This is a genomic window from Dryocola clanedunensis, assembly GCF_038405435.1.
Classification (GTDB): domain Bacteria; phylum Pseudomonadota; class Gammaproteobacteria; order Enterobacterales; family Enterobacteriaceae; genus Dryocola; species Dryocola clanedunensis_A.
In genome coordinates this window covers 62981-83034 of the sequence record NZ_JBBYHZ010000005.1, presented here as the reverse complement: position 1 = coordinate 83034, position 20054 = coordinate 62981, and the positions used below count along the sequence as shown (strand labels likewise).

The 20054-nt window shown below is 57.3% G+C and carries 21 protein-coding genes; 17 read left to right on the top strand and 4 right to left on the bottom strand.

Annotation, left to right across the window (positions count from 1 at the left end; all coding sequences use genetic code 11):
• The first annotated feature begins 21 nt into the window (after positions 1 to 21).
• Entirely contained in the window at positions 22 to 1242 is a 1221-nt protein-coding gene (gene fabB, locus AAE045_RS13185) for a beta-ketoacyl-ACP synthase I (RefSeq protein ID WP_202303174.1), read from the top strand.
• 223 nt (positions 1243 to 1465) lie between these two features.
• Positions 1466 to 2647: an arabinose transporter gene (locus tag AAE045_RS13180; protein WP_455548129.1), complete on the top strand. Its 1182-nt coding sequence runs from the start codon at positions 1466 to 1468 to the stop codon at positions 2645 to 2647.
• A 25-nt stretch (positions 2648 to 2672) separates the two neighbouring features.
• Here the strand turns inward: AAE045_RS13180 and flk are convergent, their stop codons facing one another.
• Positions 2673 to 3680: a flagella biosynthesis regulator Flk gene (flk, locus tag AAE045_RS13175; RefSeq protein WP_455548128.1), complete on the bottom strand. Its 1008-nt coding sequence runs from the start codon at positions 3678 to 3680 to the stop codon at positions 2673 to 2675.
• A gap of 124 nt (positions 3681 to 3804) precedes the next feature.
• On the opposite strand from flk, the gene pdxB reads away from it, so the two are divergent.
• The 15 genes from pdxB (at position 3805) to hisP (ending at position 17898) form a co-directional block, all read left to right on the top strand.
• Entirely contained in the window at positions 3805 to 4941 is a 1137-nt protein-coding gene (gene pdxB / locus AAE045_RS13170; protein WP_455548127.1) for a 4-phosphoerythronate dehydrogenase PdxB, read from the top strand.
• Between the two features lie 68 nt (positions 4942 to 5009).
• The gene (locus AAE045_RS13165) at positions 5010 to 6023 is read left to right on the top strand and encodes an aspartate-semialdehyde dehydrogenase (protein ID WP_455548126.1); all 1014 of its coding nucleotides are present in this window, start codon (positions 5010 to 5012) and stop codon (positions 6021 to 6023) included.
• Positions 6023 to 6838 (top strand): tRNA pseudouridine(38-40) synthase TruA, encoded by an 816-nt coding sequence (gene truA / locus AAE045_RS13160; RefSeq protein ID WP_455548125.1) that lies wholly within the window; start codon positions 6023 to 6025, stop codon positions 6836 to 6838. The genes AAE045_RS13165 and truA overlap by 1 nt, the downstream gene beginning before the upstream one ends.
• A gap of 23 nt (positions 6839 to 6861) precedes the next feature.
• A complete protein-coding gene (locus AAE045_RS13155) occupies positions 6862 to 7521 on the top strand; it encodes a DedA family protein (RefSeq protein ID WP_455548124.1) in 660 nt (219 codons plus the stop codon).
• A gap of 137 nt (positions 7522 to 7658) precedes the next feature.
• Complete coding sequence (gene accD, locus AAE045_RS13150) at positions 7659 to 8579, top strand: acetyl-CoA carboxylase carboxyltransferase subunit beta (protein ID WP_455425270.1); 921 nt, start codon at positions 7659 to 7661, stop codon at positions 8577 to 8579.
• A 72-nt stretch (positions 8580 to 8651) separates the two neighbouring features.
• On the top strand, positions 8652 to 9920 hold the full coding sequence (folC, locus tag AAE045_RS13145; RefSeq protein ID WP_455548123.1) for a bifunctional tetrahydrofolate synthase/dihydrofolate synthase: 1269 nt from the start codon (positions 8652 to 8654) through the stop codon (positions 9918 to 9920).
• Positions 9910 to 10629 carry a cell division protein DedD gene (gene dedD, locus AAE045_RS13140; RefSeq protein WP_455548122.1) on the top strand — a complete coding sequence of 240 codons (720 nt, stop codon included), beginning with the start codon at positions 9910 to 9912 and terminating at the stop codon, positions 10627 to 10629. The genes folC and dedD overlap by 11 nt, the downstream gene beginning before the upstream one ends.
• Before the next feature lie 225 nt (positions 10630 to 10854).
• A complete protein-coding gene (cvpA, locus tag AAE045_RS13135; protein WP_455425267.1) occupies positions 10855 to 11343 on the top strand; it encodes a colicin V production protein in 489 nt (162 codons plus the stop codon).
• Between the two features lie 35 nt (positions 11344 to 11378).
• On the top strand, positions 11379 to 12896 hold the full coding sequence (gene purF / locus AAE045_RS13130; protein WP_455425266.1) for an amidophosphoribosyltransferase: 1518 nt from the start codon (positions 11379 to 11381) through the stop codon (positions 12894 to 12896).
• 168 nt (positions 12897 to 13064) lie between these two features.
• The gene (locus tag AAE045_RS13125; protein ID WP_455548121.1) at positions 13065 to 13634 is read left to right on the top strand and encodes a UbiX family flavin prenyltransferase; all 570 of its coding nucleotides are present in this window, start codon (positions 13065 to 13067) and stop codon (positions 13632 to 13634) included.
• A 284-nt stretch (positions 13635 to 13918) separates the two neighbouring features.
• Positions 13919 to 14695, top strand: a complete 777-nt coding sequence (gene argT / locus AAE045_RS13120) for a lysine/arginine/ornithine ABC transporter substrate-binding protein ArgT (protein WP_455548120.1) — start codon at positions 13919 to 13921, stop codon at positions 14693 to 14695.
• A 161-nt stretch (positions 14696 to 14856) separates the two neighbouring features.
• Positions 14857 to 15639: a histidine ABC transporter substrate-binding protein HisJ gene (hisJ, locus tag AAE045_RS13115; RefSeq protein WP_455548119.1), complete on the top strand. Its 783-nt coding sequence runs from the start codon at positions 14857 to 14859 to the stop codon at positions 15637 to 15639.
• Between the two features lie 76 nt (positions 15640 to 15715).
• A complete protein-coding gene (locus AAE045_RS13110) occupies positions 15716 to 16402 on the top strand; it encodes a histidine ABC transporter permease HisQ (protein WP_455548118.1) in 687 nt (228 codons plus the stop codon).
• On the top strand, positions 16399 to 17115 hold the full coding sequence (locus AAE045_RS13105; protein ID WP_455425261.1) for an ABC transporter permease: 717 nt from the start codon (positions 16399 to 16401) through the stop codon (positions 17113 to 17115). The genes AAE045_RS13110 and AAE045_RS13105 overlap by 4 nt, the downstream gene beginning before the upstream one ends.
• Positions 17116 to 17124: 9 nt before the next feature.
• On the top strand, positions 17125 to 17898 hold the full coding sequence (hisP, locus tag AAE045_RS13100; RefSeq protein ID WP_455548117.1) for a histidine ABC transporter ATP-binding protein HisP: 774 nt from the start codon (positions 17125 to 17127) through the stop codon (positions 17896 to 17898).
• A 97-nt stretch (positions 17899 to 17995) separates the two neighbouring features.
• Here the strand turns inward: hisP and AAE045_RS13095 are convergent, their stop codons facing one another.
• From AAE045_RS13095 to yfcG, 3 genes are all read right to left on the bottom strand, one after another.
• On the bottom strand, positions 17996 to 18889 hold the full coding sequence (locus AAE045_RS13095; protein WP_455548116.1) for a TIGR01777 family oxidoreductase: 894 nt from the start codon (positions 18887 to 18889) through the stop codon (positions 17996 to 17998).
• A gap of 22 nt (positions 18890 to 18911) precedes the next feature.
• Positions 18912 to 19280, bottom strand: a complete 369-nt coding sequence (gene folX / locus AAE045_RS13090; RefSeq protein WP_455548115.1) for a dihydroneopterin triphosphate 2'-epimerase — start codon at positions 19278 to 19280, stop codon at positions 18912 to 18914.
• 70 nt (positions 19281 to 19350) lie between these two features.
• Positions 19351 to 19980 carry a GSH-dependent disulfide bond oxidoreductase gene (gene yfcG / locus AAE045_RS13085; RefSeq protein WP_455548114.1) on the bottom strand — a complete coding sequence of 210 codons (630 nt, stop codon included), beginning with the start codon at positions 19978 to 19980 and terminating at the stop codon, positions 19351 to 19353.
• Positions 19981 to 20054: the final 74 nt, after the last annotated feature.

Genomic DNA, 20054 nt, shown 5'->3' with positions numbered 1-20054 from the left:
GTGCAGTGGAAGAGGTATTGAATGAAACGTGCAGTGATTACTGGCCTGGGCATCGTTTCCAGCATTGGTAATAACCAGCAGGAAGTCCTGGCATCTCTGCGTGAAGGACGCTCAGGGATCACCTTCTCTCAGGAGTTGAAAGACTCCGGCATGCGTAGCCACGTGTGGGGTAACGTCAAGCTGGACACCACCGGTCTCATCGATCGCAAAATTGTGCGTTTCATGAGCGATGCATCCATCTACGCTTACCTGTCCATGGAACAGGCTATTCAGGACGCCGGTCTCAGCGATGAAGCTTATCAGAATAACCCGCGTGTCGGCCTGATTGCAGGTTCCGGCGGCGGCTCCCCTCGCTACCAGGTGTTCGGTGCTGACGCAATGCGTAGCCCGCGCGGCCTGAAAGCGGTAGGGCCTTATGTGGTGACTAAAGCGATGGGCTCCGGCGTTTCTGCCTGCCTCGCAACACCTTTCAAAATTCACGGTGTGAACTACTCCATCAGCTCCGCGTGTGCGACTTCTGCACACTGTATCGGTAACGCTGTTGAGCAGATCCAGCTGGGCAAACAGGACATCGTGTTTGCCGGCGGCGGCGAAGAGCTGTGCTGGGAAATGGCCTGTGAGTTTGACGCCATGGGCGCGCTGTCCACCAAATACAACGAAGACCCAACCAAGGCTTCCCGTACTTATGATGCAGACCGTGACGGTTTTGTTATCGCAGGCGGCGGCGGCATGGTGGTGGTCGAAGAGCTGGAGCACGCTCTGGCACGTGGCGCACACATCTACGCTGAAATCGTTGGCTACGGCGCAACGTCCGACGGCGCGGACATGGTTGCTCCATCAGGCGAAGGCGCAGTGCGCTGCATGAAGATGGCAATGCACGGCGTTGACACCCCGATTGACTACCTGAACACCCACGGGACCTCCACGCCGGTTGGCGATGTGAAAGAGCTGGGCGCAATTCGTGAAGTCTTCGGCGATAACTCTCCGTCTATGTCCGCAACCAAAGCGATGACCGGCCACTCTCTGGGTGCCGCAGGCGTACAGGAAGCGATCTACTCTCTGCTGATGCTCGAACACGGCTTTATCGCCCCAAGCATCAACATTGAACAGCTGGACGAGAAGGCCGTTGGCCTGAACATCGTGACCGAAGCGACAGAGAAGAAACTGAATACTGTGATGTCTAACAGCTTCGGCTTCGGTGGCACCAACGCCACGCTGGTTATGCGTAAAATCGACGCATAACAAACGCTTAAGCATGTAAGCGGGGTGCCTCTGGCGCCCCGTTTTTTTTGCCTTTACACAAGTTGACGCGCCGGGGGAATAAAGGCACTATGCCGACCTCAACATTATCAAAATGATAATGCGTAAGCGTTTAACGTCATCCAACGCACCTTTAATCTGACCTGTCAGATAGAGAGGCGCGGCGAATTCCCCGCCTTACTCTGCTGTCAATGGAGTAAGCAGCATGTCTGCAACGATTGATTCTCATTTTAAGAAGCCGAAGTCGGCGGATAAATCCCTGTTCAAAATTGCCTTTGCCGTTTTCCTGACCTACATGACAGTCGGCCTGCCGCTGCCCGTCATTCCGCTGTTTGTTCACCATCAGCTGGGCTACGGCAATCTGATGGTGGGCGTCGCCGTGGGTATTCAGTTCCTGGCAACGGTGCTGACGCGCGGCTATGCGGGGCGCCTGGCCGATCAGCAAGGGGCAAAGCGCACCGCGCTGCAGGGGATGTTTGCCTGCGCGCTGGCGGGCGTGGCCTACCTGCTGGCGGCGCTGCTGCCGGTGGATAACACCATCAAGTTTGGGATACTCATCGTCGGGCGTCTGATCCTCGGCTTTGGCGAAAGCCAGCTGCTGACCGGCACGCTGACGTGGGGCATGGGGCTGGTCGGCCCGGCGCGTTCCGGCAAGGTGATGTCGTGGAACGGCATGGCTATCTATGGCGCGCTGGCGGCCGGTGCGCCGCTGGGGCTGATGCTCAACAGCCAGTGGGGCTTCATCGCGCTGGACATCTCCACCGTCGTTTTACCGCTGCTTGGGTGGCTGTTCAACGGACGCGTGCATGCCGTGCCTGCGCATAAAGGCGAACGCCCGTCGATGCTGACGGTGATTGGGCTTATCTGGAAGCCGGGACTCGGGCTGGCGCTGCAGGGCGTGGGCTTTGCGGTAATCGGGACTTTTGTTTCGCTCTATTTCGTTTCAAAAGGATGGGCGTGGGCAGGGTTTACGCTGACCGCATTTGGCGGGGCGTTTGTGCTGATGCGCGTGCTGTTCGGCTGGATGCCTGACCGCTTCGGCGGCGTGCGGGTGGCGCTGGTTTCGCTGGTCATTGAAACGGTTGGTTTACTGCTGCTGTGGCAGGCACCGGTCGCCTGGGTTGCGCTGCTGGGCGCGGCGCTAACCGGCAGCGGCTGTTCGCTTATCTTCCCGGCGCTGGGCGTTGAGGTGGTTAAGCGCGTCCCGCCTCAGGTTCGCGGTACGGCGCTGGGCGGCTACGCCGCGTTCCAGGATATCTCATACGGGGTGACAGCGCCGCTGACCGGCCTGCTGGCAACCTCGCTGGGCTATCCGTCGGTGTTCCTGGCAGGCGCGATTTCGGCTGTAGTGGGGATTGTGGTGACGGTGGTCGCGTTCCGCAAATAGCCGTCATCCACCAGATAAAGCCGGACTACACCACCATCCAGAACAGCAGCATCACCACGATCAGGGCAATCAATGCCAGTCCCGGACGCGCCGAAATAATCTTCAGCGGTTCGATAAACGGCGCGATAAACGGATTATACACCGGCTGAATATTCTGGGTTTCAATCGGCCCGACGTGCTGTTTTTCGGCGCGCTTCAGGAACACCTGGTTGAGAATATCCTGCACCTGAGCTGTGGTCAGCACGGTCTGCGGCGTGGCCTGGAAACGCTGCTGTGAATAGTCGGTTATCTCTTTCCACTCGTCTGCCTCCAGCGGCTGCTTCAGCGCGGCCTGAATGGTATGCAGCGTCGGCGCGGAATGCTGGCTGAGGGATAGGCGAGCCTGAAGCCAGGTGGTCAGCAGCGTAAAGTGCTTCGCCGGGATCAGCTCGCCGGTTTTCACGCCGCTAAGCTCCAGCATGGACTGCCAGATCTGCTTGCCGGACTCCCCGGTGGCGGCGGTCAGCTTCGCCACCTGCTGATTCAGCGTGCTGTGCTCTGCGGGCAGTAACGGACGGTCCGTTGCCGGGCGCTGCTGCGGCTGGGGAATAGCCAGCTGGTTATTTTGCAGCAGCGTCAGCACGCTTTTTAACTGTTCGGGGGTAAGCTGGCTAAGGGCCGTCTGTCCAAACTGCTGGCGGATATAGTCGCTCACGGCCTGGCGGTTATTCCCCTGCGGCAGGAGTTCGCTCAGCTGCTGGACTATCTGGCGCGTGGCATGGGTTGTCTGCGCGCTGGTCAGGCGCTGGTTGAGGTTCTGTTCCGCAGCGGGGAAATGGCGCGACAGCAGAGGCGCCTCGTTCTTCAGGCCCAGATCGTGTTTCAGACCGGCCCACAGCTCTGCGCTCTGCTGCTGGCTGACGGCAACGATGCGCGTAATCAGGCGTTCCAGAACGGTTCGCTGCACGGAAGAGAGCGGCTGCTCCCCGGCAACGGATGGCGCGGGAGCGGGTTCCCCCGGAGGGCGCGGCGTGGCTCCCTGAATAGGCTGCATAGCATTAGATCCTTATCTCACCTGAAAAACGACAAAACATTACAAGGTAGTTCGTTATGCCCGGACGGCAGATTATGGCACACTATCGGGCTTAATCTCGACGATTAACCGACAGGTAGCGAACGTGAAAATTCTCGTTGATGAAAATATGCCCTATGCCCGCGAATTATTTAGTCGTCTGGGCGAAGTAACCGCCGTGCCAGGCCGCCCCATTCCCGTTTCCGAGCTTGCCGATGCTGACGCTTTAATGGTGCGCTCGGTCACCAAAGTGAACGCTGAACTGCTCGACGGTAAACCAATCAAATTCGTGGGTACCGCCACGGCAGGAACGGATCATGTTGATGATGCGTATCTGGAACGCGCGGGTATCGCTTTCTCTGCCGCTCCCGGCTGTAACGCCATTGCCGTCGTGGAGTATGTTTTCTCCTCGCTGCTGATGCTTGCCGAGCGCGACGGTTTTGCCCTTGCTGACCGCACGGTTGGTATTGTGGGCGTGGGCAACGTGGGCTCACGTTTGCAGGCTCGTCTTGAAGCTTATGGCGTGCGTACGCTGCTTTGCGATCCGCCGCGCGCTGACCGTGGCGATGAAGGTGATTTCCAGCCGCTGGACGAGCTGGTGCGCGAAGCCGATGTGCTGACCTTCCATACCCCGCTGTTTAAAGATGGCCCATACAAATCCCTGCATCTTGCTGACGAGCAGCTTATTGCCAGCCTTAAGCCAGGCACCATCCTGATCAACGCCTGCCGTGGGCCGGTGGTGGATAACGCGGCGCTGCTGAAATGCCTGCAAAGCGGGCAGGATCTCAGCGTGGTGCTGGACGTCTGGGAGCCGGAGCCTGAGCTGAACGTCGATCTGCTGGAGCTGGTTGATGTCGGTACGCCGCATATTGCGGGCTACACCCTGGAAGGCAAAGCGCGCGGCACCACGCAGGTGTTTGAGGCCTTCAGCCAGTTCATCGGCAAGCAGCAGCAGGTCGCGCTGGATACGCTGCTCCCGGCACCAGAATTCGGCCGCATAACGCTGCATGGCCCGCTCGATCAGGCCACGCTCAAAAGACTGGTTCATCTGGTGTATGATGTGCGCCGCGATGATGCGCCGCTGCGCAAGGTCGCGGCCGTGCCGGGTGAATTCGACAAGCTGCGGAAGAACTATTTAGAACGCCGCGAATGGTCGTCGCTCTTTATCCAGTGTGACGATGAGCCTGCGGCACAAACACTGCAAAAACTGGGCTTCAGCGCGGTCTACCACACCGCCCGCTAACCCTTATCTTTTGTCCCACCGGTCTTAGTCCCGGTGGGACGCTGTTTTTAAGTCTGGAGTAAACCAACATGTATGAAGGCTGGAATATTGCCGTTTTAGGTGCCACGGGTGCCGTTGGCGCAGCTGTGTTTGATCTGCTGGCCGAACGCCAGTTCCCGGTTGGTGAGCTGTACGCCCTGGCCCGTAGCGAAAGCGCCGGGGAAAATCTGCGTTTTGAAGGCAAAACGGTGATGGTGCAGGACGTCGCCGAATTCGACTGGACTCAGGTGCAGCTTGCTTTCTTCGTCGCGGGCGCTGAAGCCTCGGCGCAGTATGTTGACGAAGCAACCAACGCGGGCTGCCTGGTCATTGACTCAAGCGGCCTGTTTGCCCTTGAGCCTGACGTGCCGCTGGTGGTGCCGGACGTGAACCCGTTCGTGCTGGGCGATTACCGTAACCGTAATGTGGTTGCCGTGGCCGACAGCCTGACCAGCCAGCTGCTGACGGCGTTAAAACCGCTGATTGAACAAGGTGGTTTATCGCGTATTCAGGTCACCAACCTGCTGGCCGCTTCCGCACGCGGAAAAGTAGCTGTGGACGCCCTGGCTGGGCAGAGCGCGCGCCTGCTTAACGGAATGCCAATCGAAGAAAACGACCTGTTTGGCCGTCAGCTGGCGTTCAACATGCTGCCGCTGGTGCCGGATGCGGAAGGCAGCGTGCGCGAAGAGCGCCGTCTGGTGAACGAAGTTCGTAAAATCCTTCAGGACGATAACCTGCCGATTTCCGTCAGCTACGTGCAGGCGCCGATTTTCTACGGCCACGCGCAAATGGTGAATTTTGAAGCCATGCGTCCGCTGGCGGCGGAAGAAGCGCGCGATGCGTTTGGCCAGGTAGCCGACCTGGAGCTGTCCGAAGAGGGCGAATATCCGACGCAGGTTTCAGATGCCTCCGGCAGCGCGCATCTTTCTGTTGGCTGCGTTCACAACGACTACGGCATGCCGGAACAGATCCAGTTCTGGTCCGTTGCCGATAACGTCCGCTTTGGCGGCGCGCTGATGGCGGTGAAAACGGCAGAAAAATTAGTGCAGGAGTACATGTACTAATGTCCGGCGAGCTGGTTGAAAGCCCGAAGCGCAAAATTGCGCTCGGTATTGAGTACGACGGCAGCAAATATTACGGCTGGCAGCGCCAGAACGAAGTGCGCAGCGTGCAGGAAAAGCTTGAAAAGGCGCTGACAAAAGTCGCCAACGAGCCGGTGAACGTGTTCTGCGCCGGGCGAACCGACGCGGGCGTACACGCCACCGGCCAGGTTGTGCATTTCGAAACGAGTATGGATCGTAAGGATGCGGCCTGGACGCTGGGCGTAAATGCGAATTTGCCTGGAGACATCGCGGTGCGTTGGGTGAAAGCTGTGCCCGACGATTTTCATGCCCGTTTCAGCGCCACGGCGCGCCGCTACCGTTATGTCATTTATAACGAAAGGCTGCGCCCGGCGGTGATGGGGCAGGGGGTGACGCACTTCTACCACCCTCTGGACGCCGACAGAATGCACCGTGCAGCGCAGTGCCTGCTGGGCGAGAACGACTTTACCTCGTTCCGCGCGGTGCAGTGCCAGTCCCGCACGCCGTGGCGCAATCTGATGCACATTACCGTCACCCGCTATGGCTCTTACGTGGTGGTGGACATCAAGGCGAACGCCTTCGTGCATCACATGGTGCGTAATATCGTCGGCAGCCTGATGGAAATCGGCTGCGGTAACCAGGCGGAAAACTGGATGGCAGAGTTGCTGGCCGCGAAAGACCGTAAGCTTGCCGCCGCCACGGGCAAAGCGGAAGGCTTATATCTCGTGTCGGTGGATTATCCAGTACATTTTGCGTTACCTACTCCCCGGATGGGGCCTCTGTTTTTAGCGGACTGATGCAGTCGTAAAGGTAAATCACAATGGAATTTATCCACTTTATTATTGATTTTATTCTGCACATTGATGTGCACCTGGCTGAGCTGGTCGCGCAGTACGGCGTCTGGGTTTACGCGATACTTTTCCTCATTCTGTTCTGCGAAACGGGCCTGGTGGTGACGCCGTTCCTGCCCGGCGATTCGCTGCTGTTCGTGGCCGGCGCGCTGGCGGCGCTGCCAACCAACGATCTGAACGTCCACACAATGGTGATTCTGATGGTGATCGCCGCTATTGTCGGCGACGCCGTGAACTACACTATTGGTCGGTTGTTTGGCGAAAAGCTGTTCAGTAACCCCAATTCGAAGATCTTCCGCCGCAGCTATCTCGATAAAACTCACGCTTTTTACGAGCGTCACGGCGGAAAAACGATTATCCTCGCGCGCTTCGTTCCAATTGTGCGAACCTTCGCACCGTTCGTCGCGGGTATGGGGCACATGTCCTATCGCCACTTTGCGATGTATAACGTCGTTGGAGCGCTGCTGTGGGTGCTGCTGTTTACCTACGCGGGTTACCTGTTCGGCGATTTGCCGATTGTGCAGGAAAACCTGAAGCTGCTGATTGTGGCGATTATCGTGCTGTCGGTTCTGCCGGGCGTCATCGAAATTATCCGCCACAAACGCGCCGCCGCACGGCTGCAAAAATAACTCCGTACAGCGGTTCGACCACTTTTTTATCCAAAGTCGCGGGCCGTTATGTTTTAATGAGCACCATTTATGGTCTGGGGCAGCGTTAGCGCCACAGAAAAACTGGCATCGACCAGGTTCAAGCAGAAAGGTCATCAATGAGCTGGATTGAACGAATTCTCAAGAGTAACAACATCACCCCCACCCGTAAGGCGAGCATCCCTGAAGGCGTGTGGACGAAATGCGACAGCTGCGGCCAGGTCCTGTACCGCGCCGAGCTGGAACGCAATCTGGAAGTCTGCCCGAAGTGCGATCACCACATGCGTATGGCGGCGCGCGAGCGCCTGCACAGTCTGTTAGACGAAGACTCGATGGTGGAGCTGGGCAGCGAACTTGAGCCGAAAGACGTGCTGAAGTTCAAAGACTCGAAAAAATACAAAGATCGTCTGGCAAGCGCCCAGAAAGAGACCGGCGAGAAAGACGCGCTGGTGGTCATGAAGGGTACCCTGCACGGTATGCCAGTGGTCGCCGCAGCCTTCGAGTTTGCTTTTATGGGCGGCTCTATGGGCTCTGTGGTCGGCGCGCGTTTTGTCCGTGCCGTTGAACAGGCGCTGGAAGATAACTGCCCGATGATCTGTTTCTCCGCCTCCGGCGGCGCACGTATGCAGGAAGCGCTGATGTCGCTGATGCAGATGGCAAAAACCAGCGCCGCGCTCGCGAAGATGCAGGAACGCGGTCTGCCGTACATCTCTGTCCTGACCGACCCTACCATGGGCGGCGTTTCCGCAAGCTTTGCGATGCTGGGCGATCTGAACGTTGCCGAGCCGAAAGCGCTGATCGGCTTTGCCGGTCCTCGCGTTATCGAACAAACCGTGCGTGAAAAACTGCCGGCGGGCTTCCAGCGCAGCGAGTTCCTGATCGAAAAAGGGGCGATCGACATGATCGTCCGTCGTCCGGATCTGCGCCTGAAGCTGGCTCGCGTGCTGGCGAAGTTTATGAATCTGCCGGCACCAAATCCGGAAGCGCCGCGCGAACCTATTGTGGTTCCGCCAGCGCCGGAACAGGGTCAAGAGGCCTGACAGTCAATAAAGGCAGGGCCGCTCGCGGAACTGCCTTTTTTCTTGAACCGAACCGCGGACAGAACGGGTACCATGGAAAAACATCACACTCCTCAAGCCACGTCGCCCCTGGCCACGTGGCTTTGCTATCTTGTAAACCTCCACTCTACGGCCATTGAGCTGGGCCTTGCCCGTGTTCAGAAAGTGGCGGCGACGCTGGACGTACTGAAACCTGCCCCCACCATCATCACCGTAGCTGGCACCAACGGCAAAGGCACCACCTGCCGCACGCTGGAAATGGTGCTGATGGCGGCGGGATACAGCGTGGGCGTTTACAGCTCCCCTCATCTGGTGCGGTATACCGAGCGCGTACGTATTCAGAACGAAGAGCTGGACGAGGCGTACCACACGGCGGCATTTGCCGAAATCGAAGCCGCGCGGGGCGACACGTCTCTGACTTACTTCGAGTACAGCACCCTGTCCGCGCTGCTGCTGTTCAAACAGCTGAACGTGGACGTAGTGATTCTTGAGGTTGGTCTCGGCGGGCGTCTGGATGCCACGAATATTGTCGATGCCGACGTGGCGGTGGTGACCAGCATCGCGCTGGATCATACCGACTGGCTGGGGCCGGACCGCGAAAGCATTGGCCGCGAAAAAGCGGGCGTTTTCCGTGGCGGTAAACCTGCGATAGTTGGCGAGCCGGATATGCCGCAGACTATTGCCGATGTGGCCGCCGAGAAAGGTGCCCAGCTGCTGCGTCGTGGCGTTGACTGGTCTTATAGCGTGGGTGCCGACGGCTGGAGCTTCAAAGACGGAAAGGGCGAGCTGACAGGTTTACCTTTGCCGCTGGTGCCGCAGCCTAATGCAGCAACCGCGCTTGCGGCCCTGCGGGCCAGCTGGCTGGACGTCAGCGAAACGGCGATTCGTCAGGGGCTTAAAGAAGCGACGCTGCCGGGGCGTTTTCAGATTATCTCTGACGCACCACGCGTTATTCTGGACGTGGCGCATAATCCCCACGCCGCCGCTTATCTTGCCGACCGGCTGGCGCAGCTGCCGAAGAAGGGCCGCGTACTGGCGGTAATCGGGATGCTGCACGATAAAGATATAGCCGGCACGCTGGCGTGTTTGGCGGGGCAGGTGGATAGCTGGTATTGTGCACCCCTTGAAGGGCCGCGCGGTGCAACCGCCGCACAGCTGGTGGAGCATCTTAAGACTGGCGAAGTCTATGGCAGCGTGGCCGAGGCCTGGCATGCGGCAATGGCCGCCGCCGGGGCAGATGACACCGTGCTGGTGTGTGGATCCTTCCACACGGTAGCCCACGTAATGGAAGCGCTGGACGCGGGGAGAAAAGGTGGCGAGTAAGTTTCAAAACCGATTAGTCGGGACCATTATTCTGGTCGCACTGGGAGTGATTATTCTTCCGGGTCTGCTCGACGGGCAGAAAAAACATTATCAGGATGAGTTTGCCGCTATTCCTCTGGTGCCAAAGCCCGGGGATACGGACGAGCCTGACATGCTGCCAGCGGCGACGCAGGCATTGCCTTCGCAGCCGCCGGAAGGGGCTGCGGAAGAGGTCAGGGCGGGTAACGCCTTTGCGCCTGGTTTAGACACGGCTTCACTGCCGGGTGAGGCGGGCGCGGATATCGACGAAGTGCCGGTTGCCCGTGAAAAGCCGCCTCAGCCAAAGCCGGCTGCGGAAAAGCCGAAGCCTAAGCCACAAAGCAGGCCAACGGCCGATCGGACCGAAGAGCAGCTGGCGATGGGCAACGAGCAGCCGCCGAAAACCGAGAAGCCAGCGAAGCAGGACGACCAGCCAGCGGCACCGACCGGCAAGGCCTATGTCGTGCAGCTTGGCGCGCTCAAAAATGCCGACAAAGTGAATGAAATTGTTGGTAAACTGCGTGGCGCCGGGTTCCGGGTTTATACCTCTCCGTCTACCCCGGTACCGGGTAAAATTACCCGTATTCTGGTAGGGCCGGATGCCTCGAAGGATAAGCTTAAATCCTCCCTGAGCGAGCTGAACTCCATTTCCGGGCTGAACGGCGTGGTGATGAACTACTCGGTTCGCTAAGCGCGCCGCGAACGAGCCTGGTGGTGGATGGCGCTGGCGCTTATCCACCCTACAATACGGGCTCAAAACGGGCGGCTGCGAGGCAAAATTTTAATGGCGTTGATGATTTTTTCAACGCCATTATTTATTTACGCGGGGGAAGGAAATCCCTACGCAAACGTTTTCTTTTTCTGTTAGAATGCGCCCCGAACTGGACGACAGGGCGATTTGACGCGAGATTTGTGCATGGTCTGGATAGATTACGCCATTATTGCTGTTATCGGCTTTTCGGCTCTGATTAGTGTGATTCGTGGCTTCGTCCGCGAAGCGTTATCGCTGGTGACCTGGGGATGTGCCTTCTTTGTTGCCAGTCACTACTACACTTACCTTTCGGTCTGGTTCACTGGCTTTGAAGACGAACTGGTACGTAATGGGATTGCTATCGCGATACTGTTTATCGCGACGCTGATCGTCGGCGCGATTGTCAACTATGTGATTGGCGCGCTGGTGGAGAAAACCGGCCTGTCGGGTACAGACAGGGTGTTGGGGATCTGTTTTGGCGCTCTGCGTGGTGCCCTGATTGTCGCCGCCATTCTGTTCTTTCTGGATACCTTCACCGGCTTTTCGAAAAGTGAAGACTGGCAAAAGTCGCAGCTTATCCCGCAATTCAGTTTCATCATCAGATGGTTCTTTGACTATCTGCAAAGCTCGTCAAGTTTCTTGCCCCGGCCATAAGGCGGGGGGTCGTGGCTTAATGAGGAAAAGACAACATGTGCGGTATTGTCGGTATCGCCGGTTTTATGCCGGTCAACCAGTCGATTTATGACGCGTTAACGGTGCTTCAGCACCGTGGCCAGGATGCCGCAGGCATCGTCACCATTGATGCTTTAAACTGCTTCCGTCTGCGTAAAGCGAACGGCCTGGTGAGTGATGTATTTGAAGCCCGCCACATGCAGCGTATGCAGGGCAACATGGGTATTGGCCATGTCCGCTATCCGACCGCTGGCTCCTCCAGCGCCTCCGAAGCTCAGCCTTTCTACGTTAACTCCCCGTACGGCATTACTCTGGCGCACAACGGTAATCTGACCAACGCCCACGAACTGCGCAAAAAGCTGTTCGAAGAGAAACGCCGTCACATTAACACCACTTCAGATTCTGAAATCCTGCTCAATATCTTTGCCAGCGAGCTGGATAACTTCCGTAACTATCCGTTGGAAGCCGACAACATTTTTGCGGCCATTGCCGCAACTAACCGTCAGATCCGCGGCGCTTACGCCTGCGTGGCGATGATTATCGGTCACGGCATGGTGGCGTTCCGCGATCCGAACGGCATCCGTCCGCTGGTAATGGGCAAGCGCGAACTGGGCGACGGCCGCACCGAATATATGGTCGCCTCCGAAAGCGTGGCGCTGGATACCCTGGGCTTTGAGTTCCTGCGCGATATCGCGCCCGGCGAAGCGATTTACGTCACCGAGAAGGGCCAGCTGTTTACCCGCCAGTGTGCGGATAACCCGGCCAGCAACCCGTGCCTGTTCGAGTACGTCTATTTTGCGCGCCCGGACTCGTTCATCGACAAAATTTCCGTTTACAGCGCCCGCGTTGAGATGGGCAAAAAGCTCGGTGAGAAAATTGCCCGCGAGTGGGAAGATCTGGATATCGACGTAGTTATCCCGATCCCGGAAACCTCCTGTGATATCGCGCTGGAGATCGCCCGTATTCTCGATAAGCCGTATCGTCAGGGCTTCGTGAAAAACCGCTACGTTGGCCGCACGTTTATCATGCCGGGCCAGCACCTGCGCCGTAAATCCGTGCGCCGCAAGCTTAACGCAAACCGTGCCGAGTTCCGCGATAAGAACGTGCTGCTGGTGGATGACTCTATCGTGCGCGGTACGACGTCCGAACAGATTATCGAGATGGCCCGTGAAGCGGGGGCGAAAAAGGTCTATCTGGCCTCTGCGGCACCGGAAATTCGCTTCCCGAACGTCTACGGCATCGATATGCCAAGCGCCAACGAGCTGATCGCCCACGGCCGTGAAGTGGATGAAATCCGCCAGATCATCGGTGCGGACGGGCTTATCTTCCAGGATCTGAACGATTTGATTGAAGCGGTGCGCGTCGAAAACCCGGACATCACCCAGTTTGAATGCTCGGTCTTCAACGGCATTTACGTGACCAAAGACGTTGACCAGCAGTACCTTGAGTATCTCGACTCCCTGCGCAATGACGACTCCAAAGCCCTGCTGCGTCAGAACGAAGTGGAAAACTTAGAGATGCACAACGAGGGTTAACGCCTGCTTTTGCCCTTCCTGGGGGGATAAGCGCAGCGTCATCCACCAGATTTTGCGGCGGATGGCGTGAGCCTTATCCGCCCTACAGATCCCATGCCTTTCACGCTTCCTTGCATCCCGCCCCATCTTGCGGCAAAGTCAGCCCAAATGAACTTGATGGGCAGACGCATGAAACGGTTAATTGTTGGGATTTCAGGTGCCAGCGGCGCAATCTACGGAGTACGGCTGCTACAGGTGCTGCAACAAGTGCCCGAGGTGGAAACCCATCTCATCATGAGCAACGCTGCCCGCCAGACCCTCACTTTAGAAACGGATATGTCCCTGCGCGACGTGCAGGCGCTGGCCGATGTCGTACACGATGCGCGTGATATCGCCGCAAACATCTCCTCAGGCTCTTTTAAGACCCACGGCATGGTTGTCCTGCCCTGTTCCATCAAAACGCTGTCAGGCATCGTTCACAGCTATACGGACGGTCTGCTGACGCGCGCCGCTGACGTGGTGCTCAAAGAGCGTCGTCCGCTGGTGCTCTGCGTCCGGGAAACCCCTTTGCATCTGGGCCACCTGCGTCTGCTGACCCAGGCCGCCGAGCTGGGTGCGGTGATCATGCCGCCGGTTCCCGCGTTCTATCACCGTCCGCAGACGCTGGATGACGTTATTAATCAGACCGTGAACCGCGTTATCGATCAGTTCGATATTGAGCTGCCCCAGGATCTCTTCCAGCGCTGGCAGGGTGCATAGCGCTCTGCGCCAGCGCGGTGCATCACAGAATCGCCTGCATCAATTTGGGGCGATTTTGTAACCCCGATCGCTTTTCTCGAATTTAGTCCGCACTTTACTCCGTAAACGTTTTGCCCCTTCGCCATACCTGCTATCTTTCAACCAGACGACAGAGTTGCAACGTTTTATTAACATAAAGCTTCGCACTTTCCTCCACGCAGGGAAAAGTGGCATGAGAAGTGCAACTCTTCGTCCGCTACACCACACAACACGACACATAATAAGAGTCAACTTGAGGGTTATGTATGAAGAAGCAGGTTCTCGCTCTGTCTTTGTTGCTCGGTCTGACCAGCACCGTTTACGCAGCAATCCCGCAGAACGTTCGTATCGGTACGGACGCCACCTATGCGCCATTCTCTTCTAAAGACGCGAAAGGGCAGTTTGTCGGCTTTGATATCGACCTCGGCAACGAGCTGTGCAAACGCATTAATACCAAATGTACCTGGGTGGGCAGCGACTTCGACTCGCTAATCCCTTCTCTGAAAGCGAAGAAAATCGACGCGATCATCTCTTCTCTGTCCATCACTGAAAAACGCCAGCAGGAAATTGCTTTCTCCGACAAGCTCTACGCGGCGGACTCTCGTCTGATCGCTAGCATTGGCTCAACGATTAAACCAACCCTCGACTCACTGAAAGGCAAGCACGTCGGCGTGCTGCAGGGCTCCACTCAGGAAGCATTCGCCAATGCCGAATGGCGTCCAAAAGGCATTGATGTCGTGGCCTACGCTAACCAGGATCTGATCTACTCTGATCTGGCCGCGGGCCGTCTGGACGCGGCGTTCCAGGATGAAGTCGCCGCGAGCGAAGGGTTCCTGAAGCAGCCTGCGGGCAAAGAGTTTGCCTTTGCTGGCCCATCCGTTAAGAACAAGCAGTACTTTGGTGACGGTACCGGTATCGGCATGCGCAAAGACGAAACGGAGCTGAAGGCCGCCTTCGACAAAGCGCTGGCAGAAATGCGAAAAGACGGCACCTACGACAAATTTGCCAAAAAGTACTTCGATTTTAATGTTTACGGTGATTAAGGTTTTCCCGTAGTCTGTGCCCGGTTTTGAATATATTCTTAACCGGGCTGGATAATCATGCACGGTGCGCCCCCGGGTTGCCCTCTTTTGGTGCATCATTATTCTTCTTGATTAGCCATCTACCGGCATTAGCGCTAAACAGACAGTCTATGAGGATAATTATGAAAAAGTTGGTGTTGTCCCTTTCACTGGTGCTGGCATTCTCCAGTGTTTCCACAGCATTCGCCGCTATTCCTAAAAACGTGCGTATCGGCACGGACCCAACCTACGCCCCGTTCGAATCCAAGAACGCCCAGGGCGAATTAGTTGGTTTTGATATCGATCTGGCTAAAGAACTCTGCAAACGCATCGAAACTAACTGTACGTTCGTTGAGAACCCGCTGGATGCGCTGATCCCCTCTCTGAAAGCCAAAAAGATCGACGTGATTATGTCGTCGCTTTCCATTACTGAAAAACGCCAGCAGGAAATCGCCTTTACCGACAAGCTTTATGCGGCAGATTCCCGCCTGGTGGTTGCGAAAGGCTCACCGATTCAGCCCACGCTTGAGGCCCTGAAGGGCAAACGCGTCGGCGTGCTGCAGGGCACCACTCAGGAAACTTACGGTAACGAGCACTGGGCGCCAAAAGGCATTGAGATTGTCTCTTATCAGGGCCAGGACTCTATCTACGCTGACCTGACGGCGGGTCGAATCGACGCGGCGTTCCAGGACGAAGTGGCGGCCAGCGAAGGCTTCCTTAAGCAGCCCATCGGCAAAGATTACCAGTTTGGCGGCCCGTCCATTAAAGACAATAAGCTGTTCGGGGTAGGCACCGGTATGGGCCTGCGCAAAGAGGACACCGAACTGCGTCAGGCGCTGAACAAAGCCTTTGCCGAAATGCGTAAAGACGGCACCTACGACAAGCTGGCGAAAAAATACTTCGATTTTGATGTTTTTGGTGGTTAACAGTCACCGGTGGTAGGGCCTGTGTCCCGTAAGGGCAGGCCCGGTTTGTGCAGACACTGACGACAGGATACGCACCATGCTGTATGGCTTTTCTGAAGTGATTTTTAAGGGGGCGATCGTCACCCTGGAGCTGGCGTTAAGCTCCGTTGTGCTTTCGGTGATCATCGGCCTGGCCGGGGCGGGGGCGAAACTCTCCAAAAATCGCCCGCTGGCGCTGCTGTTTGAAGGCTACACCACGCTGATTCGCGGCGTGCCGGATCTGGTGCTGATGCTGCTGATTTTCTACGGCCTGCAAATGCTGCTCAACAGCATTACCGACGCGCTGGGCGTGGCGCAGTTTGATATCGACCCTATGGTCGCAGGTATCATTACCCTCGGGTTTATCTACGGGGCTTATTTTACCGAAACCTTCCGTGGGGCTTTTCTTGCCGTTCCCAGAGGGCATATCGAAGCGGCAACTGCCTTTGGATTTACCGGCTCGCAGACCTTCCGCCGTATTCTTTTCCCGGCCATGATGCGCTACGCGCTGCCCGGCATCGGCAACAACTGGCAGGTCATCCTTAAGGCTACCGCGCTGGTCTCCCTGTTAGGCCTGGAAGATGTTGTGAAGGCGACCCAGCTTGCCGGTAAGAGCACCTGGCAGCCGTTCTACTTCGCTATCGTCGCCGGGATTATCTATCTGGTGTTTACCACCGTCTCTAACGGTGTGCTGCTCTGGCTCGAGCGCCGCTACTCGGTTGGCGTGAAGAGGGCTGAGCTATGATCGATATCCTTCAGGAATACTGGAAATCCCTGCTGTGGACGGACGGCTACCGTTTTACCGGCGTGGCAATCACCCTGTGGCTGCTGATTTCATCGGTGATTATGGGCGGGATTCTGGCGCTGTTTTTGGCCATCGGGCGCGTCTCCAGCAACAAATTCATCGCCTTCCCAATCTGGCTGTTTACCTATATTTTCCGCGGCACGCCGCTGTACGTACAGCTGCTGGTATTCTATTCCGGGATGTACACGCTGGAAGTGGTGAAGGGTACCGTGCTGCTGAACGAGTTCTTCCGCAGCGGGCTGAACTGTACCGTGCTGGCGCTGACGCTTAACACCTGCGCCTACACCACGGAAATCTTCGCCGGGGCGATCCGCTCCGTGCCGCACGGTGAAATCGAAGCCGCGCGGGCCTACGGTTTCTCGCGGGTGAAAATGTATCGCTGTATTATTCTGCCGTCCGCCCTGCGCATCGCGCTGCCGGCGTACAGCAACGAGGTGATTTTGATGCTGCACTCCACGGCGCTGGCCTTCACCGCCACCGTGCCGGACCTGCTGAAAATCGCCCGGGATATTAACTCCGCCACCTACCAGCCGTTTACGGCGTTTGGCATCGCGGCGGTGCTGTATCTGATTATCTCTTACGTGCTGATAAGCCTGTTCCGCAAAGCCGAGCAGCGTTTTATGCAGCATGTTAAACCCAGCTCTTCGCATTGAGTGATTTCCATGGCCGATAATAAATTAAACGTTACTGATTTACACAAACGCTACGGCGAACATGAAGTGCTGAAAGGGGTTTCTTTGCGGGCCAACGCCGGAGATGTGATCAGCATCATCGGCTCGTCCGGCTCGGGGAAAAGTACTTTTTTGCGCTGCATTAACTTCCTCGAAAAGCCGAGCGAAGGCACGATTGTGGTCAGCAACCAGAACATCAACCTGGTGCGCGACAAAGACGGGCAGCTGAAGGTGGCGGATAAAAACCAGCTGCGCCTGCTGCGTACGCGTCTGACGATGGTATTCCAGCACTTCAACCTGTGGAGCCACATGACGGTGCTGGAAAACGTCATGGAAGCGCCGATTCAGGTGCTGGGCTTAAGCAAGCAGGAGGCGAAAGAGCGCGCGCTGAAGTATCTGGCCAAGGTGGGCATTGACGAACGTCAGCAGGCGAAATACCCGGTGCATTTGTCCGGCGGCCAGCAGCAGCGCGTCTCTATTGCCCGCGCGCTGGCGATGGAGCCTGAAGTATTGCTGTTCGATGAGCCAACCTCCGCGCTGGATCCGGAGCTGGTGGGCGAGGTGCTGCGCATCATGCAGAAGCTTGCCGAAGAGGGGAAAACGATGGTGGTGGTCACGCACGAGATGGACTTTGCCCGTCACGTTTCAAGCCACGTCATCTTCCTGCATCAGGGCCGCATCGAGGAAGAGGGCGCGCCGGACGAGCTGTTCGGCAACCCTAAGAGCGCTCGTTTGCAGCAGTTCCTTTCTGGATCTCTGAAGTAATTGTCAGAGGACTTAGTCGGGTGGCGCTTGCGTTTACCCGACTACGAAGGATGAATTTTAGGGTGGATAAGCGCGTGCGCCATCCACCTTTTACCGACTAGCGAACCACATCCGCCAGCGCTTCTTCCAGGTCAAAATAGCGGAAGCCAAAGCCGGACTCCTCCAGCCGTTTCGGCAGCGCCCGCTGCCCGCCAAGCACTAATACCGACGATTCCCCCATCATCAGCTTCACCGCTGTGGCAGGCGCCCGCATGAACGCCGGGCGGTGGAGGGCGTGGCCGAGCGCGTGGGAGAACTGCTCGTTGCGCACGGGATAGGGCGAAACCATATTGAACGGGCCGCGCAGATCGTTGTTCAGCAGCCAGAGGATGCCGTTGACCATATCGTCGATGTGTATCCACGCCAGGTACTGACGGCCTGAACCTATCGGGCCACCCAGACCTAAACGGAAGATCGGCAGCAGCTTCGCCAGGATACCGCCTTTCGGGGCCAGAACGACGCCGGTGCGCAGCAGGCAAACGCGAGTATTATCGCTTTGTGCGCCGCAGGCGATTTGCTCCCAGCGGGCGCAGAGCTTGTGGGTAAACTCGTTGTGCGGCGGCTCCTCTTCGGTGACGACAACCTCGCCCAAATCCCCGTAATAGCCAGCAGCAGAACCGGATATCAGGACGGACGGCGGGGTGCTGCCTGCTTTGAACATCTCCACCAGGCGCTCGGTGATTTGCCAGCGGCTGACGCACAGGCGCTGCTTCTGACCTTCCGTCCAGCGCTTGTCGGCAATCGGCTCGCCCGCAAGGTTAATCACCGCATCGAATCCATCAAGATTCTCATGCTCGTTCAGCCCCTTCCAGAGCACCACGCGCGGGTCGAAGTGGCCGCGGGCTTTGTCCGGGTCCCTTGTCACCAGAGTGACTTCGTGGCCGGTTTCCAGCAGGCGAGGAACAAGGTGGCTGCCGATAAGTCCTGTGCCGCCGGTTATGAGTATCTGCATGCGCGTCTCCTGAAGGCTACGCTTATCGCCGCCAGCTCATGGTCATGGAGACCGAGTCGGCGTAGCGCAGCGCGTGAAGTTTATCGATCTCTACTTCAGCATAAGACACCCACGGATGGTCACATGCGATATCGAGCACATCCTGAGTTAATTTTTCCAGCAGCGAGAAGCGGTTGCTCTCTACCAGCTGGATGATTTGCTTGGTAATAGTGCGATAGTTCAGCGCGTCGTTGATGTCTTCGCTGGCGCGAGCCTTGTCCGCCGGGTAGTGAATGGCGACGTTAACGACGATATCCTGACGGTTGGCGATCTCTTCTTCCTTGATGCCGATAAAGGTGCGCAGGCGTAGGTTTTTAATACGAATAATGGCGTCTGGCTGAGGGGATGACATTGCAGGTTTCCTCCGTGTGTTGCTTCCCGCCACAGAATACACTACGGCGGGAAGATTTTGACACGCCGGATCAGACGTTTTCAGCCTGTTTGTAAGCGCGCTCCGTCGCCGGACGGGAACGAATTCTTTCGAACCAGTTTTTTACCGCCGGGTAGGTCGCAAGGTTAATGCGCTGCCGTTCAAAAGAGACCACCCACGGGTAGGTCGCGATATCCGCAATGCTGTACTCCTGTCCGCCAAGCCACGGCGTTTTCTCCAGCTGCTTGTTGAGCACGCCGTACAGGCGCTGTGTTTCCACCTGGTAGCGTTCGATAGCGTAAGGCACCGACTGCGGGGCGAAGTGGTTGAAGTGGTGATTCTGCCCCAGCATCGGGCCGAAGCCGCCAACCTGCCAGAACAGCCATTGCAGGGTATGGGTGCGCTCGCGCAGATCTTTACTCAGCAGCAAATTCGATTTCTCTGCCAGATAGAGCAGAATCGCGCCGGATTCGAATACGCTCAGCGGGCCGCTGCCGTCGGCGGGCAGATGGTCAACGATCGCCGGAATTTTATTGTTCGGCGAAATGGCCAGGAAGTCCGGCCTGAACTGATCCCCTTTGCCAATATCAATGCGGTGAATGTTGTACTCCAGCCCCGCCTCTTCAAGGAACAGCGTGATTTTGTGCCCGTTGGGCGTTGGCGCATAAAAGAGATCGATCATAGACAGCCTCTGATAACAGTTTTCGGGAACTTTTTGCAGTATAGGTCCTGTGACGGGGGACGGGCGGTCAATGT